The following is a 17,088-nucleotide window of genomic DNA, read 5'->3' on the forward strand; positions in this document are numbered from 1 at the left end:
ACATTTCCGAATTTTTTTCTGTTCCGAAATTCTTTTATCATAACCTGAATATTGTTCGTATATTTACGAAAGATATTTATATCGGAAAGTTGTTTGTTTGTTTGCGAACGGGCGTCTACTGAAGACACAAACCCCTCCTAATTCCTAAACTACCCCTACACCAGACTTTTGATATACATTTGCCCGTTCGCTATTCCTCCTCCCATTATTCTTCGGTTTGCTTATCCTGATTCAACTCTCTTGATTCTTTTTTCCGAATTCAATTCGCTAAACCCCACTTTTTGTATTATTATTCCTATAATCTTTTTTGTTGATCGGTATAACCCTGGAAAGATTTTCAAAATTCCGGTTCAAAATTTATATAACTCCATCGATCATTTTTATATTAGCATGAAATTCGATCTTCACGTACATTCCGAATATTCAAGAGATAGTGAATCAAGCCATGAGGATATCCTCGAAACTGCCCTTAAAAGGGGACTTGACGGATTTGCTATATGTGACCATGATACGGTTGAAGGCGGACTTGCCTGCGCGAGAAAAGTCCTGGAACTTGGCCTTGAAATCACAGTCATTCCCGGTGTAGAGGTTAGCTCTTCAAAAGGACATATCCTGGTTCTGGGAATCAGGGAGAACATAGACCCTCTGTTAAGTCCGGAAGAAACTATCCGCAGGGCCCGAAAACTTGGCGGCACGGTGATTATCCCCCATCCCTTCAAAAGCAGTTCTCACGGGATAGGGAGTTTTGAAGGGCTTGATATTGATGCGGTTGAGGTCTTCAATTCTCGTTGCCTTTTTAACGAAGCAAACAGAAAAGCCTTAATCGAGGCAAAAAGACTTGGAATACCTGAAGTTGCAGGAAGTGACTCCCATATTCCCGAAATGGTAGGGCAGGCTTATACTGAAATCGATGCATCGGAAAACACCGTGGAAGCAGTGCTAAAAGCAATCAGGGAAGGAAAAGTCGCCCCTGCAGGAAAAAAAACACCCACCCCGATCATCCTGAAACAGATGGCGGGAAGCGCAAAACGAAAACTGAGGAATAAATTCTTCGGAAGGGCTTAAAGGACTTTAAGTAAAATGTCTTTTTGAGCTAACCAAACGTAAAGCCGGAAGTTTCTTTTTTCTACTTTATCTCCTCTGCCCCCGGTCTAAATAAGCAGGGTTAATAAGTTTGCCTCCGATAGACTCAAAAAACAGGAAAAGCAAAAGAGGAGTTGCAACCATCAGGTTCAAAAAAGAAATAAGCACAGAAATTGAGATCTTCGCTTCTGCGGACCGGATCTGGCAGATCCTTATGGATTTTGCAGCCTATCCCAACTGGAATCCCTACATAAATGAAATCAGTGGAGAGGCAAAGGTCGGGAGCAAAATTAAAGTCAATATGAAGCCGGAATGGGAAAGAAAAGGCGTGACCCTTCACCCAAGGATCATTCGCCTGGAGCCAAGAAAAGAGCTTACATGGAAAGGAAGTTTCTTTTTTCCCGGGCTGCTCGACGGGGAGCATAGCCTCATCCTTGAAGAAATTTCAGGTCACAAGGTACGTTTAATCCAGAAAGAGATATTCAATGGAATTGCAATTCCTATTATCAGTACTTCATGGTCTATAGAGAAGGGAACAGTACGTAGCTTTGGGGATATGAACAATGCCCTTAAAAAAAGGGCGGAAAGGGTCAAATAAATTTCTGAAATTCTTAACCTGTAATTTAAGAAAGCCAGCTCATTGAAATTTGTTAATCTAATTTCCGTAAATACAGTTATTGATATTGTTTTTTCTGGGCTGGCCAATTCCAAATAAAGTGTATACACAATTCCTAAATCAGGTCAATTTTACATAAACCAATAACTGTCGACAACATATAAAGAAAAATTATAAATACTTTTAATTTAATAAGTTTCTAATAACATATTTTTGGAGATAATCCCTATGTCTGACACAAGAAATTTTGTATTACGAGATGAAGAAGGCAATGAGCACGGTGTTTTCACAGGAAAACAGCCTCGGCAAGCTGCCCTTAAAGCTGCAAACAGGGGCACCGGAACCAAATCAAAACCAGATATTATCCGACTCAGGGAGCGCGGGACAAAGAAAGTTCATGTTTTCAAAGCATGGAAGCAAAATGTCGAAGCCCCAAAAAACAGGCCTGCCTGGATGCCAGCAAAAATCAGTAAGCCTTTTGTCAAGAAAGAGAAAATAGAAAAAATCGAGTAAAATCTAGTTTTCTTCATATACCTTGAAATTTAAGGTTATTTCTTTGGCATGAAAGTACCTCTGATTTCGCACTCCGGACCCTCATTCAGAATTTCTGATTATGTTGGAAGCAAATATAGCATTTTTGTCCTATTAAATTGAAGCCAGGGTCCGGAATGTAGAAGTGAGGACACTTCGCCTTCACTTAATGTCAGGTTTCTTTTTTTCAACAATTGCGAATATTTCACTAATTATTGAGATACGTTCATCAACTGAAAATATCTCGGTCTCAACAATCTTCCTCCTTTGAACTTCTCCCTTGACATATCCCGTTTCATCTTCGTACATCTCATCATTTGTGATAAGGTGCCATATTATTGTTGCAATTTTCCTTGTGAGGGCAAGAATTGCCTTTGCATGTCCAATTGACTTCTTTTTTCTGTTAAAAAACTCTTTTAACTTGCTATTTTTTGTTCTTGCTGCTGCCTGAGCAATCTGTGTTAGAATCCACCTTGCTACCTTTGATCCTCTCTTAGTAATCCTTCCATTGTGGTATTTATCTGCAGATTGGTACACATTAGGAACCAGTCAAAGCCATGAAGCAAGCTTGTCCCCTGAAGCAAAATCCTTAAAATTGTCTATTTCAGCAATTAGAGTTACCGCACCAAGTTTCCCTATACCTGGAACAGACATTAAAATTTCCATTTCCCGCTTATGAGTTCCATAAGCATAATTGAATATTTCTTTTCCCAAATGTTCAATAGAATCGTCAAAATTCTTTATTAGCTTTAAACATATCTGAAGCCTAATTGCAGCACTCTGGGAGATTTCTCTGTCCAGAAGCTCTCGAATCTGAGCGCTTTTTTTACGAACATTTGGAGAAAGGTTTTGTAGAATCTGGTCAACATTTTTACCTGAACAGATTCCTGATAGTATCTCTCTACCATTTTCCAAAAATGTCTGTTAGCACATCTTTTAGATTAAACATGTCACATTTGAGCCTTCGATGACAATTCAATGGTTAGTTTTTTGACGGCTTCGAAGAGCCAAAGAAAAAACAACCCTCCTGTCCTAAGATAATGATGGAGTTAATATACAAAAAAGGTAAGTGAAAAGGACTTTCATTTATTTGAGCATGTTATTCGAAGAATTTCATGTGCGTTTTTTGAATTGTTCTAACACAATATATTCTTTTATCTTCTGTCAGGCATGTATGTTGATATCACTTTTGCCAATTTTATGGTTTAGTGAAGAAAAGAATATTCAGATTATTTGCTAAAAGTGAGGTCAAATTCCTGACGCCAATTAGGACTCTGAGCCTTCATTATTTCAATGAAAAAGCTGATCATTTGAGTGAATGTTAATCAGACTGATGAATATTCGTCGTCGTAATTAATGTATAGAAGAAGGTTGATAGAGATTTTTGGATGTGAAGTTCAAACGAACTTTCCAGAGTGGATTTGAACTCCACATTGCCCGGAGGCATGAGTTAGTGTTAGCTTTGTGAATATTTAAGGTTTGCTTGATCCTGCCTCCTGGGAAACGAAACAGGAGTGAAAATAATGAAGAAACTGTCGAATAAGTGCAATATTTGCAGCAATACTTCTTGTGAGTATTGCTTTTGTACCGGCTGTAAGTGCAAAAGCTGACATTTCTCAAAACGAAAAGTATGGTGATGCAATAGATATCTCGAACGAAAAATAAATTTCTGAAGAAGACATCAAAAAAGCATTAGAAAACACGAATAAAATATCAGGAAGCATGAATGTATTATCAAAAACTGATAATGAAAAGATAGTATATTTCAAAAAAGATGAGGGGTCAATTGGATACGCTATTTTATGGAAAGATGAAAAGAATTCTAACAGAACATATTTTGCTGTTGTAGATCTGGATGAATTGGTAGCTGAAAAATTCGTATCTGCCACGAGTCTAAATGATAGTGCAGCAGTTGCAGCAGCAATCTCTGCGGCTAAGTCAAGTTTTGCGAATGGAAGTTATGTTGAAACATATGGTGATAACATAACAGGTGGACTGCACATCTACTTCTCTCCAAAAGATGCTGATCTACTTGCAGATGGAAGCTCAGCCATAGCTGGGGCATTAGTTGCTGTATTAGGTCTATATGTATCAGGTGGTATGCTTTCAATAGCATTGGGTACACTGGTCGGTCTAGCAGTGCAAACTTGATACTGGTATGAGCAAAATTCAGATGGCAGTTTAGATGTAAGAATACCTTACGTAAACATAGCTACAATACCACTAACAGGTCACGTTTACATGAAGATTGGTAGTCATTGGTATACGATTTAATTGAGTATCGGCTGATTTTTAATCAGCCATTTTTTATTTGGTGATAATATGGAAAGACAACAGATATTAAGGATTTTAATTCCAGTGTTTACGGTTGTTGTTGTGATCGTACTTAGCGGAGTTGTGGCTAAAAATGTAGTACATGATCATCGGTTAATCGAAATTTCACTTATCGGATCTTTTCTTTTTGGGTTTCTTACCTACTGGACTATTGTTAAGTTGGGAATTAATTAGGGAGGATTTTGTTAAGGAATAGCTGAAGAATAACTTCATGTTTATACTTTTGGAATTACCTTATAATTCCATTTTCCCAAATAATGTATCCTCTTCAAATATGAAGGGCTTTCAATCACAGGAAAAATATAATAGTTTTTCCATTTACCGGTATTCACATTTTGGATATAAAGATGACTCCTGAAGCTCTCACACAATTACTGGCCTCTCTGGATATCAATCCTGACAAGATAGAGGATGAAAAGTATGCCAAAATTATTCGTGTTCTACTTTTAATTATTGATGAACTGAGTAGGGAGATAGAATCCTTCAGGTCAGAGGTCCAAAAGCTTCGAGATGAAATCAGCTTACTCAAAGGTGAACAAACCAAGCCTGAAATTCGTTGCCCTAACAAGAATTAGGACATTTCTTCTGAAAAAGAGAGAAAAGAAAGAATGCCTAACAAGCCCAGGGAATCAAATTCAAGAAAGGATAAAATAGAGATCCATCATACTGAAACTTGCAAAATTGATAAATTTACTTTACCCCCTGATGCATGTTTCAAAGGGTATGATGAAGTGGTTATTAGGGACATTCTAATAATGCCCTGAAATACCAGATTTCAGATAGAGAAGTATTATTCACCTTCAGAGGGCAAGACATACAGGGGAAAATTGCCAGAAGGTATAAACGGTGAATTTGGTCCTGGAATTAGATCTGCTGTAATTGCTCTGCACCATATCTCTAATGTTTCAGAACCCAAAATACATGAATTCTTGGAAAATGTCGGTGTTTGCATATCCAGAGCTACAATTTCTCGGATGCTGACAAAAAATATTGATAACTTCCATGAAGAGAAGGCTGATATTTTTCAGGCAGGTCTCAAATCCACAACTTATCAGCAGATTGATGACATAAGTGCCAGAGTCAATGGGGAAAATTGGTATACCCAGATCCTTTGCAATCCTCATTACACTGCTTATTTTACAGTACTCCATAAGGATCGGGAAACAATTTTAGATATACTCTTGTGTGGAATGGAAAAAAAGTACTGCCTTAACGAAGAAGAATTTGATCTGATGGAAACGTTCAATGTAGCAAAAATATGGCAGCAAAAACTCTCTGATTACAAGAATAAGGTATTCAGTGATGAAGAAATGCATCGAATACTGGCTCTTCTATTATCACCAGATAGAAATAAAAATATTAAGAAAAGAATTCTTGAAGCTTGTGCAATTGCTTCATATCATCAGATGACAAACATACCTGTGGTTACCACCTTTTTAAGTGATGATGCTCCTCAATTCAAGCAGCTTACATACCATCATGCTCTTTGCTGGATTCATAATGGAAGGCATTACAAAAAGTTACATACGACAGTACCTTATTATCAGGAAAAGGTGAAAGCGTTCCTGAATAAGTACTGGGATTATTATGTTAAACTCTGTGAGTTTAGGAAAAACCCAAATTCAGACGTAGCGAAGCAATTGTCTGCTGAGTTTGATCGATTGTTTTCAACCGAAACAAATTATCCTCCACTCGATGATAGAATCAGTAAAACAAAAGAGAAAAAGGAAAGTCTATTAATGGTACTAAATTTTCCAGAAATTCCATTGCATAACAAGGGAGCAGAGTTAGGAGCAAGAGCAAAGGTCAGGAAAAGAGATGTCAGCCTTCAATCCGCGACCGATGAAGGAACAAGAGCAAACAATACATTCATGACGATTGTTCAGACAGCAAGGAAACTGAGCGTGAGTGCATATGATTACATCTTGGATAGAGTGAGCAATAGGTGTGAGATGATATCTCTGGCTCAACTCATCCGAGAAAAAAGTGCACTGAATTGAAACTGAAAAGCTTTCCGCTCAATTTGAAGAGGAGGACCTTTCTACCTTAATTTGATTTTGATAGATGCCAGCTTGATTCCGGACTGCCCGGCGTTTTTTTCATACATTCTACAGGACGACGAAGTATCTCCTCCCTTTGAATGAAAAATAATTATATAGTTGCCAGTTTCAGTAGGTCTGAATGCAGCTAATAACCAAATACAAAAAAATCGAACCCTACCCCACAAAAGACGGCTCGATAATCCGCGAACTCATGCACCCCGCAGTCCACGGCAACTCAAACCAGAGCCTTGCCGAAGCCACCGTACCTGCCGGAGGGACAACTCTCCTCCACAAACACAGGCTAAGCGAAGAAATCTATCACATCACCAAAGGCAGTGGGATAATGACTCTCGGCTCTGAAGAATTTGAAGTCCGAAAAGGAGATTCCATCTGTATTGGTCCCGGAACTCCGCACAGGGTCCAAAACACCGGAAAAGAGCCATTAAAGATTCTTTGCTGTTGTACGCCGGCTTATTCGCACGAGGATACGGAATTGGTGGAGTTGCCTTAAAAGAACCCTCTACATCATTTTTTTATTCAATCCTTCTTTTCATGTTGTTCTTCTCTTGTCTCCTTTTCATGTTGTTCTTCTCTTGTCTCCACAACTGCCCTCTTTTTGAAGTTATATCCCCTAAATTAGACCTGCGAAATAAAGTTTAATCCCTAAATTAGACCTGCGAAATAAAGTTTAATCCCTAAATTAGACCTGCGAAATAAAGTTTAATCCCTAAATTAGACCTGCGAAATAAAGTTTATTATCCCTTGAAAAATTGGTCGGTTTGTTAAGGTCTTTAAAGAGAAGCTATTTTACTTATTCAGCCAGTAATTCCTTTCGAATTATCTCCTCTTTATCCCTTTTTAAGTAAGAAATTTCGGTGATTCCGGTATTATCAAGTAGTTTCTGTATTTCATTCATATGTAATTTATTTTCATCTTTTAGCCTTGTTAGCGCTTCTTCACGAGTAATTAAACCTTCTCTCACCATTTTGGAATAAAAATCATCTTTTTCGGTCATGTTGAGAGTTTTCATGTACATAAAATCTTTTAAATGACTTACAATGCAGTCAAATCTCCAGGATGAACTGAATCGTTTCGGGCTTTCCCAGTTCAATTCCTGCTTTATTCTTGACAAAACTTCCTCTTCTTGCCAGGGAATGTAGTGAAATATGTCTATAAACTTAATATTCGGGGACAAAAACCTGGGTCCTAAACTGTAAGGATTTCCGTACAAAAATCCTGATATCATAGTGGGAATGCACATCGGATGGCAATAAAAAGGATTTTTTAACATCTCATTCGCAATTCCTCCAAATCCTTTTATGCCAAAACTTTTTGTTAAGAGATTCATGTAATTTTCATCTGTTGAAACATTCAGTAATTCCCTTTTAAAAGATATGTACTCATATGGATTACCTCCTGTTATTACACATCCCGCATCATACTTTTTTGCGTACTTAATCACATTTGGAAGAATCAATTTACAGGCAATACACATCATAGGTATAGCTGCAGGAGATGGTTTGCGGAGCCATGAAGTAAAATTATGTTTAAATGTTTTTTCATGAATATTATTCTTCAATTTGAAACTAACAACATCAACGTTTAGCGCTTCTACAGCATTTTCAATATTGGCTTTAGCCTGGGGATCAGTAAATGGATTATCGTAATTAACTGCCAGAACTTTTAGATTGTAATCTTTTACAAGTTTAAGGAGTGTATAACTGCTATCCCTTCCGCCACTGATTCCTACAACACAATCATATTTGCTGCTATCTTTGCGGTACGAGTGCAGTAATTCTCTAAGTTTTGATTCCCCTTCATACTGGACTTTTACATGAGAATGGCAAAAATTACAAACACCATCTTTATCAAAAGTAATATTTGGTGTTGTTTCGGGTAGTATACACATGCTACATCTTTTCAAGTATTCATTATCTGTCATAATTCCCCCCACGATGTACTTATTTAATTTTGAATGATTTACACACTTTATAATGAAACTAGACTGGAAAACTATCAAAAATATCTAAATTTGTGTGTGCCTTATCTAATTTCGCGATACTATACACATAATACTATAAATGAACTTAAAATTAACTAATTTTAATAATAATGGATGAACAGGGACTCTGGTCCAAAATTCAGTGATTAGTGTAAACTAAAAAATCACTGGATTTTGAGCCAGAGTCTGAACAAGTCCCCGTATGTTTTATTTATCTGAATCGTAACTTTTTCCCCTTACTTTTGCCCCCCCTCATTTGTTCTTCATTCCTTTTCCTCATACCACTCATCCCTCGCCTCCACAAGCGCCCTCATATTTGCAAGCGGAGTTCTCGGAGCAATCCCGCAGCCCGGGGCAAGGATATCCACGCCAGCTGAGAGACACTGTTTTGCCTCTTCTTTCACGGCGTCCGGGGTCCCGAAGAGCAGAGTCCTTGAGGGGGATACGTTTCCGATTAACCTTGTCCTGCCGCCGATGGCTTCTTTTGCGGCTTTTATGCTGACTTTTTCTTCAGTACTTATGGCTTCAAAACCGCATTCCGAAAGAGTTTTCAGGGAATCTCCTGCATCGCCGCAGATGTGAAGGATTACGGGGCCGTTTGTTTTTTTGCAGAGGCGTTTGTAGAAGGGTTTGACAGTGTTTTCCAGAACCGAAGGGGGCATCATCCTTGAGCCGACTATCCCGCCGTCGGGCATAGAGAGGGCGTCCGCGCCGTGGTCGAAGAGGGAGTTTGCGTATTCTATGCAGATTTCGGTGCAGGTTTCCATGAAAGCATTGACGTAGTCGGGTTTTCTTATAGTCCAGATCAGGTAGTTTTTGACTTCTGTAAGGTGGATTAAAACAGTAAGTGGTCCTTCCATACCTGCGATCAGGGGGATTTCTTCTTTCCCGGTTTTTCCTTCGGTCCGGGTTGCCAGGATTTCCGTTGCTTTGAGAGTGGTGGGGATTCTTCCCTTTTCGAGAAGGGCTTCAGGGACTTCCAGGTTTTCCGGACCTTCGGAGAAGGGATGGGACAGGACCGAGGGCTGGATATCTTTTGTGCCCATCCGCACATTGCAGCCCATGGCTTCGGCAAGCATGGTCAAACAATAGGGATAACTTACGGCTTCAAGGCCCGCAATCTCGTGACCTGCAAGGGCAAGAGCTGCCATCTTTTCCGGGTCCGAATGAGCGATTGGCCAGGCGGCACCGGTCAGGTCCATAAGTTCTACAGTTCCGGTCTGGGTCACGGAGCAAACTGGGACTCTGTCAACCGGCCTGCCCTGAAGCGCGTTAAGAAAGTTTTTCCTGAGATTCTTTACCATTTTTCTGGCTCCTATTTATTGATTTTATTCAGAATTCTAATTTCCTTGAAAAATCTGGATTTTGATTATTCTTCGGTTTCAAAGCTCTCCAAGTCCTCAAAAGCGAGATTTGCTGCAAATTTATTTTCGAGGCAAGTAAAACCTGCAGCTGTGCTTTATCGGATTTCGTACAGATTTCACTGAGTGCACGTGCAGCCTCTACATTTACGAAACGGTTCCAATCATAAAAAGTGTTGATAAGGGATTCGATTGTTTTTTCCGGTTTTATCCTGCTCAGAACCCTTGCCGCCGCCAACCTTGTGAAATCGTCACAGTCGATAAAAGCATTGATTAGAGGGTTGACTGTTTTTTCGACTTTAATCCGCCCAGAGGCTTCGGCTGCACCCCATCTGTCGCCATTGTTTTCACCAAACAGTGCCTCAATAAACGGATCCAGTGCCTCAATAAGCGGGTCAATGGTTTTTTCAGACATTATAACAGGGGGGCACAGAAGATCACGAATACCCCTTCCTTGTAATAAATTAGATTTATTTTTTAAGAGGGGGTCGAAATGTAAAAAAAGAAGAAAATGAAGAAAATTAGTGGGAATATTTGAAGAATATCCCTGTAAAGAAAGATCAGAGATTAATCAAAAATTCCCCTTCAGGAACGGAAAGTATCAAATAGGTAAATTATTCAGATACTTATTTTATTTTTACCGCAAGCATCCGGTCAAGAGCCTCCTTTGCCCTGATCCGAACATCTTCGGGAACAGTTACTACATGTTGCATCTTTTCAAGAGACTCCAGTACATTTTCAAGATTGACCATTTTCATGCTGGGACAGCAGGCGAATTCAGAGACGCAGTAATAAGTTTTTTCCGGAGCTGCCTTACGGAGCCCGTGGATGAGCCCGCACTCGGTGCCTATGATGAACTCCTGTTCAGGAGAGTTTTTCGCGTACAGAATCATCCCCCGCGTGCTTGCCACGTGATCTGCAAGTTCCAGGACATCAGGGCGACACTCGGGATGAGCGATGAATTTGGCAAGAGGATGCTTTTCTTTCATCTTCAGGACATCTTCCTTCAGGACCTGGTGGTGCGTGGGGCAGTGCCCTTCCCAGGGAATAACCTTTTTGTCGGTCAGGGATGCAACGTAGGCTGCCAGGTTTTTGTCAGGAACAAAAATAACCTCTTCGGCATCCAGGGAGTTTACCACTTCTACAGCGTTGGCAGAGGTACAGCAGATATAGGATTCTGCCTTGATTACAGCCGAAGTGTTTACATAGGAGACAACCGGGGCGTCAGGGTGCTTTTCTTTCAGTCTTTTAAGGCCTTCCACATCTACCATATCTGCCATCGTGCAGGTAGCATCAATTTCCGGCAACAGGACCGTCTTTTTAGGAGAAAGGATTGCAGCGCTTTCTCCCATAAAATGAACGCCGCAAAACACGATAACATCTGCGTCCTGGCGGACAGCTTCCTGGCTCAGGGCAAGGGAATCCCCTACGAAGTCCGCAATGTCCTGGACTTCAGAGCGAGAGTAATAGTGAGAAAGAATTACTGCGTTTCTTTTTAATTTCAATTCCTGGATCCTTTTTATAAGGTCTGCTTGATGCATGGGATCACCATAAATATTTTAAGAGAAAAATATAAATTTTAAATTTATTTAGTTTAAACAGGCTTTAATTAACTTTGAGATTTATCACGCAAAAACATTCTGGCAAAAGGGCACATTAAACGTATAAAGGGGTGCAATAAGGATAATTATGACCATAAGGCACTTTTTCACATACTTGCAACCTTCTCCTGAAGATTTACGTGCTTAACTCCTCCGGACTATATAATGTTTGTGAACCTAACGTTTGTGAACCTAACGTTTGTGAACCACACCTACCTTCAATCCGAAGATCCAGGTTAAGGTGCCTGAGTCCTGTTAGTTCAGGTTCAGCACTCAAGGTTCGACCCTCGAAATTCAGCCTGGAAGATTCAGGTCCCGACCTGGACAGGATTCAGAATTTTTTTCAGAGTCGAAACTGCAGAAAGGGCTGCAAGATAACTTGTTTTTGGATTTTCCGGGGAAGGAAGATTTTCCACTCTTGTACTAAACTTTCCGAATTCTCCTTCTACGGTGATCTCATGCACATTTCTGGAAAGAGAAGGGTCAGCTATGACTCTTACCCTGGTCTGCTCAAAACCTACGCCTGCAAGGCTTATCGTAGCTGCCACGTTAACGTTTGCAGGAAAGGCTTTTACGGCTTCTGAAGCAGTCCCTTCAAAAAGTACGGTTTCTTTTTCTAGTTTTTCAAGTTCTATACCGTGTTCCACAACATAAGGAGCTCCCCCGAGTCCTGAAGGAGGTTTCCTGGTGGTCAGAGTGACCGAGGAAATTCCATCCGCAGATGCTGAGTTTAACCCATCAATGCCGACAACTGCTCCCGAAGGGAAATAAAGCCTGCAGTTGTGCTGTTCTGCAAGCCCGAAAAGAGCTACCCTCAGTTCTTCATCTGCAAGAGCGCCCACGCTCAGGACCATCACATCACATCCTGCCTTAAGGGCCTGGGGTACAATGAATCTGACAGCATTCTGGGAGGCGCTTTCTATAACAAGGTCCACACTGCGTATGAGTTCTTCAATCTCCATATATGCAGGCCTGCATTTATTCAGGGAAGCTGAAAGGTCAAGTACCTTGTTTTCCGAAGAGTCACAGAGGGCGTACAGCTCTGCATTAACCTCTCCGTTATCAATTGCCCTGCAAATCTGCCCACCAATGAATCCGCAACCAACAATTCCGATTTTCAGTATTCCAGGCTCCTGAGAATAATCCGTAGATATTAATTGTTTTAGTTAGTAACTTAAGTTGTTTTAGCTGGTATTTTTCAATCCATTATAATTGCTTGCATTATAATTTTCTTTATAGGTCCGGCATAAAGTAAATCCGGTAACGGGATAACTGTATTCTGTCCTCTCACTTAAAATCTTCTGTTTTCCAGCTATTTATGTCACAAAATCGCCTGCACAATTTAGTTTTTTAACTTCTTTTAAGCTTATTTGAAATTCTCAGTTCGGATTTACAACTGAAATCGAAAATCAACATCAATAAACCTTCAGCCGTCTTATTAAAAAATATAATAATCAAGTCACAAGTTCTTGATTATATACATTAAATACGTGTATCCAAAGATATAAGAAGTGGTTGAGGTATCATATAGGGGGACATAAATACTGTTATTTTTAGCAAATGTTGTTAATACTTACTTGTTTCTCAAGCAAAGATATTCGAGGTAGCATTTTTGTGGACTTCAGGGGAAAGTAGGATCGAGAATAGCATTGGAGGATTATAATGAAAGAAAAGAAACGTGATGAAACACAAAGAGGTTATGCTCTTATTAGAATATTAGGACTGCCGATGCTAGTGCTTTTAATGCTGGCAAGTGTTGCAGGCGCAAATCCATATGCATATATTACGGACTCCGACGATGATAAGGTATCTGTAATTGACACAACAACAAACACGGTTACAGCCACTGTGGATGTAGGAGATCGTCCTTTGGGAGTTACAGTCACTCCTGATGGATCAAATGTGTATGTGACGAACTACGGCAGCAATACTGTCTCTGTGATTGACACAGCAACAAACACGGTTACAGCCACTGTGGATGTAGGAGATCATCCTTTAGGAGTTGCAGTCACTCCTGATGGATCAAATGTATATGTGGCGAACTACGGCGACAATACTGTCTCTATGATTGACACAGCAACAAACACGGTTGCAGCTACTGTGGATGTGGGACAAAGCCCCTGGGGAGTTGCAGTTACTCCTGACGGATCAAATGTGTATGTGACAAATATAGGCAGCTGTTCTGTTTCTGTGATTGACACGAGCATGGATACTGTTGTAACTACAATGGAAATGGGAAGAAGTCAACCTCGTGGAATTGCATTCACTCCTGATGGATCAAAGGCATATATGATATCCAGTCCTGGAACTGAGGGCTCCGATGCCTATGTAATTGACACCGCCACAAACACGGCTACATATTTAGATTTAGGAGGTATGGGAGAAGGTCCTTTTGGAGTCGCAGTCACTCCTGATGGATCAAAAGTATATATAACAGCCGGATATACTGATACTGAATCCGACACTCTATATGTAATTGACACTGCAACAAACAATCTTATAACCACGGTGGATGTAGGAGACGGTCCTCGTGGAGTTGCAGTCACTCCTGATGGATCAAAGGTATATGCAGTGAGCTATGATAACATGGTCTCTGTGGTTGACACAGCTACAAACACTGTTACAACCACGGTGAACGTAGGCAACCGTCCTTTTGCCTTAGGGCAGTTTATATGTACTATCCCAGCTTCTTTCGAAATTCAGATAACCCGAATCACCACAAGTGGATCAGCATCTAATCCTCATATTTACGGCGATAGAATTGTGTGGGAAGATAACCGCGATGGAAAAAATAATATCTACACGTATGACCTTTCCACAAAACAGGAAACTCAGATATCCACAAGTGGAACAGCAACTTATCCTGCAATTTATGATAATAAGATAGTGTGGTATGATAGCCGTAATGGGAAGTGCGATGTCTACATGCATGACCTTTCCACTAAACAGGAAACTCAGGTATCCACGAGTGGAACAGCATATGCTTCTTATCCTGGTCCTTATGTCTATACTCCTGCAATATCTGGTAACAGGATAGTGTGGGAGGATTATCGCAATGGACAGAATATCTACATGTACGACCTTTCCAATTCCAAAGAAACTCAGATCACCACCAGTGGCTCAGCGTTCAGTCCTGATATCTACGGTGACAGGATAGTTTGGGTTGATGGTAATGATATTTACATGGGTACTGTCTCAGAAGAGTCTAAGGAAACTGTAGTTTCCGAAATAGAAGTATCTGACAACCTTTTGCGTGAAGCTTCTCCTAACAAAGTCTACAAGAGTTTAACCTATATTGACATCGGTGGAGAAAATAGCTTCAGGTGGAGGAATGTAATAAGATTTAACCTGAGCGAATACAGCAGTGATACTTCTATCAAAAATGCAGCCCTTTCACTCTACTGGTATTATCCAGAAGGAAGTTCAAGACCTGAAGATACCGTAATTGAAGTTTACAGACCTGCTTCTACCTGGAACCCCAACTATGTGAGCTGGAATAAAAGGGACAAAGGCATTGCATGGAAAAATCCCGGAGGAGACTGGTATGATAAAAATGGTGTTTTGCAGGGTAACAGTCCATATGCTACAATAACTATTAAGGGAAGTGATATTCCTAACAACAGGTATTACAAACTGGATGTAACCGATCTCGTAAAAGAGTACACCAGTGGAAAGTATGAAAACACGGGATTTCTGATAAAAGCCCGCACAGAGAGCAATAACTATATTGCATTCTATAGCAGTGACTGCGGAAACGAAAGTAAGGAACCAAAACTTCAACTTGTATACAGCTAAAGGGCAAAATGTTTTTTAAAATGTCTTTAAAGAAGTACTCCGAAATGCTGGCTGCAAGAAATATTAATATTTCCAAGGCTTGCTTTTTGGAAAAAACCTTTTCCCGAAGTGTATAGGAGAAAAGCCCATACCTCTTATAAATCCGGACAGCATTAAGTATCGGGGTAAAAATCATGCTTATCAGAGAAGTAGAAAGCTTCATAGAAGAAGACCTGGGGTACGATGATGTTTCATGCACTATTGTTCCGGACAGGCCTGCAGAAGCCATCATTTTCACAAAAGAAGATTGTACGGTTGCCGGACTTAATGAGGTGGCATCAATATTTTGTTATTTTGGAATTCAGGTAGAAACTGATCTTAAAGATGGAGACCACCTCAGCAAAGGAGATATAATTTTTAGGCTAAGGGGAGGAGCTGTATCCATTCTCAGGGCAGAGCGCCTTAGCCTGAACTTCCTCGGGCACCTTAGCGGGATTGCAACCCTGACCAGGACCTGCGTGGATATCGTAAGAGAGCACTCAGAAACCACAAGGATCGCGTGTACAAGGAAAACCACCCCCGGAATAAGGAAATTCGAAAAGCTGGCTGTTGCTGTAGGGGGGGGAGACCCTCACAGATTTAACCTCTCGGATGCGGTTATGATTAAGGATAACCACATTAAACTCATGGGGATAGAAGCCGCAATCAAAGCAGCCCGAAAAACAAGTTTTACGCGGAAAATTGAGGTAGAGGTCGAGTCTACAGAAGATGCGATTCTTGCTGTGAAACTGGGAGTCGACATTATCATGCTTGATAATATGCCACCTGAGGCAGTCAAAGAGACTCTATCTTTACTTGAAGAAAAAGGACTCAGGAAATCGGTCCTTGTAGAAGCCTCAGGAGGAATTTCCCCCGAAAACCTTGAAGGTTATGCAAAAACAGGAGTAGATATAATATCAATGGGCTCCCTTATCCACAAATCAAGATGGATAGATATCAGCCTGGAAATCATCAACTCCGAAAACTGAAACTATATTTAGTTCGCGGAATCTGCATTTTCTGTGGGCATATATTTTCCTTATGGTCCACATCTTTATTGAGGCTAATGCAGAAATTTTGAGATTGGCTATAAATTAAACCAGTACCCATTAAACCAGTACTCATTAAACCAGTACTCATTTCTTTTTTTAGTTAGACCGGAGTTTATACTTTGTAGTATAAAACTGTATCAAGCGACACATAAAATGTAGGGTATAACAAAATATGAATTCTGTTTGGCACCAATTCAAAACATATTAGTATAAAATCAACAAATATATAACAATTAATATAAACGAGCGTGTAACAAAAAGAGCTAAATTCCCATATATAGGGTATAACACATAATCCCTATAAAAAGACGCTATATATTGTTTTCTTCCTTATAAGGAAGGGAAAAACACATAAGTACCAATCTTTGGGCAAATTCAAGATGTGGTGACACCAAGATTGAATTAGATGGGTTTAGAACTTAATAAATTATTTGTTATACATACACAATATCAATAGCTATAGCCCGATTTTCATGATATCTTATAAACTCCGGTTAAAGGATTTCCTATTGTACATGATTCATTTTCAAATTTATTTACACTTGTAAGTGCAGTAGTATTTAAAGTAGATTCCGTTTTTCTATAAGGAAGTTGAAAACACCGAAAAGATAAAAAGGAAGAAAAGGATAAATATTACAAAGAAGATAGTATAA

At 39.9% G+C, this 17,088-nt stretch carries 14 protein-coding genes and 1 pseudogene; 9 read left to right on the forward strand and 6 right to left on the reverse strand.

Annotated elements, in window-relative coordinates:
• The first annotated feature begins 390 nt into the window (after window positions 1-390).
• From MSWH1_RS13220 to MSWH1_RS13230, 3 genes are all read left to right on the forward strand, one after another.
• The gene (locus tag MSWH1_RS13220; protein WP_048130563.1) at window positions 391-1,065 is read left to right on the forward strand and encodes a PHP domain-containing protein; all 675 of its coding nucleotides are present in this window, start codon (window positions 391-393) and stop codon (window positions 1,063-1,065) included.
• Window positions 1,066-1,174: 109 nt separating this feature from the next.
• Window positions 1,175-1,681: an SRPBCC domain-containing protein gene (locus MSWH1_RS13225; protein WP_052722732.1), complete on the forward strand. Its 507-nt coding sequence runs from the start codon at window positions 1,175-1,177 to the stop codon at window positions 1,679-1,681.
• A 246-nt stretch (window positions 1,682-1,927) separates the two neighbouring features.
• Window positions 1,928-2,212, forward strand: a complete 285-nt coding sequence (locus tag MSWH1_RS13230) for a non-histone chromosomal MC1 family protein (protein ID WP_048129241.1) — start codon at window positions 1,928-1,930, stop codon at window positions 2,210-2,212.
• 180 nt (window positions 2,213-2,392) lie between these two features.
• Here the strand turns inward: MSWH1_RS13230 and MSWH1_RS13235 are convergent.
• A pseudogene (locus tag MSWH1_RS13235) lies at window positions 2,393-3,173 on the reverse strand (IS110 family transposase); the annotation flags it as partial.
• A gap of 779 nt (window positions 3,174-3,952) precedes the next feature.
• Here MSWH1_RS13235 and MSWH1_RS20310 point away from each other — a divergent pair.
• The 4 genes from MSWH1_RS20310 to MSWH1_RS13260 all read left to right on the forward strand — a co-directional run bounded on the left by MSWH1_RS20310 (window position 3,953) and on the right by MSWH1_RS13260 (window position 7,117).
• Entirely contained in the window at window positions 3,953-4,381 is a 429-nt protein-coding gene (locus tag MSWH1_RS20310) for a hypothetical protein (protein WP_231585448.1), read from the forward strand.
• 791 nt (window positions 4,382-5,172) lie between these two features.
• Window positions 5,173-5,328, forward strand: coding sequence for a hypothetical protein (locus MSWH1_RS19295; protein ID WP_156148184.1), 156 nt, complete (start codon window positions 5,173-5,175; stop codon window positions 5,326-5,328).
• A gap of 63 nt (window positions 5,329-5,391) precedes the next feature.
• The gene (locus MSWH1_RS13255) at window positions 5,392-6,564 is read left to right on the forward strand and encodes a transposase (RefSeq protein ID WP_052723182.1); all 1,173 of its coding nucleotides are present in this window, start codon (window positions 5,392-5,394) and stop codon (window positions 6,562-6,564) included.
• Window positions 6,565-6,745: 181 nt separating this feature from the next.
• Window positions 6,746-7,117 (forward strand): cupin domain-containing protein, encoded by a 372-nt coding sequence (locus tag MSWH1_RS13260; protein ID WP_048129245.1) that lies wholly within the window; start codon window positions 6,746-6,748, stop codon window positions 7,115-7,117.
• Window positions 7,118-7,417: 300 nt separating this feature from the next.
• On the opposite strand, the gene MSWH1_RS13265 is transcribed toward MSWH1_RS13260, so the two are convergent.
• The 5 genes from MSWH1_RS13265 to MSWH1_RS13285 form a co-directional block, all read right to left on the reverse strand.
• Window positions 7,418-8,548, reverse strand: coding sequence for an ATPase of the PP-loop superfamily implicated in cell cycle control (locus MSWH1_RS13265; protein WP_048129249.1), 1,131 nt, complete (start codon window positions 8,546-8,548; stop codon window positions 7,418-7,420).
• A 323-nt stretch (window positions 8,549-8,871) separates the two neighbouring features.
• Window positions 8,872-9,912, reverse strand: coding sequence for a methylcobamide:CoM methyltransferase MtaA (mtaA, locus tag MSWH1_RS13270; protein ID WP_048129251.1), 1,041 nt, complete (start codon window positions 9,910-9,912; stop codon window positions 8,872-8,874).
• A 28-nt stretch (window positions 9,913-9,940) separates the two neighbouring features.
• Window positions 9,941-10,384 carry a HEAT repeat domain-containing protein gene (locus MSWH1_RS13275; RefSeq protein WP_048129253.1) on the reverse strand — a complete coding sequence of 148 codons (444 nt, stop codon included), beginning with the start codon at window positions 10,382-10,384 and terminating at the stop codon, window positions 9,941-9,943.
• A 211-nt stretch (window positions 10,385-10,595) separates the two neighbouring features.
• Window positions 10,596-11,510 (reverse strand): quinolinate synthase NadA, encoded by a 915-nt coding sequence (gene nadA, locus MSWH1_RS13280; protein WP_048129255.1) that lies wholly within the window; start codon window positions 11,508-11,510, stop codon window positions 10,596-10,598.
• A 368-nt stretch (window positions 11,511-11,878) separates the two neighbouring features.
• Entirely contained in the window at window positions 11,879-12,694 is an 816-nt protein-coding gene (locus MSWH1_RS13285) for an aspartate dehydrogenase (protein ID WP_082088154.1), read from the reverse strand.
• Between the two features lie 538 nt (window positions 12,695-13,232).
• On the opposite strand from MSWH1_RS13285, the gene MSWH1_RS17640 reads away from it, so the two are divergent.
• Together MSWH1_RS17640 and nadC are read left to right on the forward strand one after the other, a co-directional pair.
• Window positions 13,233-15,365, forward strand: a complete 2,133-nt coding sequence (locus tag MSWH1_RS17640; protein WP_052723183.1) for a disaggregatase related repeat-containing protein — start codon at window positions 13,233-13,235, stop codon at window positions 15,363-15,365.
• Window positions 15,366-15,538: 173 nt separating this feature from the next.
• Window positions 15,539-16,372: a carboxylating nicotinate-nucleotide diphosphorylase gene (gene nadC, locus MSWH1_RS13300; RefSeq protein WP_048129259.1), complete on the forward strand. Its 834-nt coding sequence runs from the start codon at window positions 15,539-15,541 to the stop codon at window positions 16,370-16,372.
• Window positions 16,373-17,088 lie beyond the last annotated feature (716 nt).

The sequence above is a fragment of the Methanosarcina sp. WH1 genome (assembly GCF_000970005.1).
In the GTDB taxonomy this organism is placed as follows: Archaea; Halobacteriota; Methanosarcinia; order Methanosarcinales; family Methanosarcinaceae; genus Methanosarcina.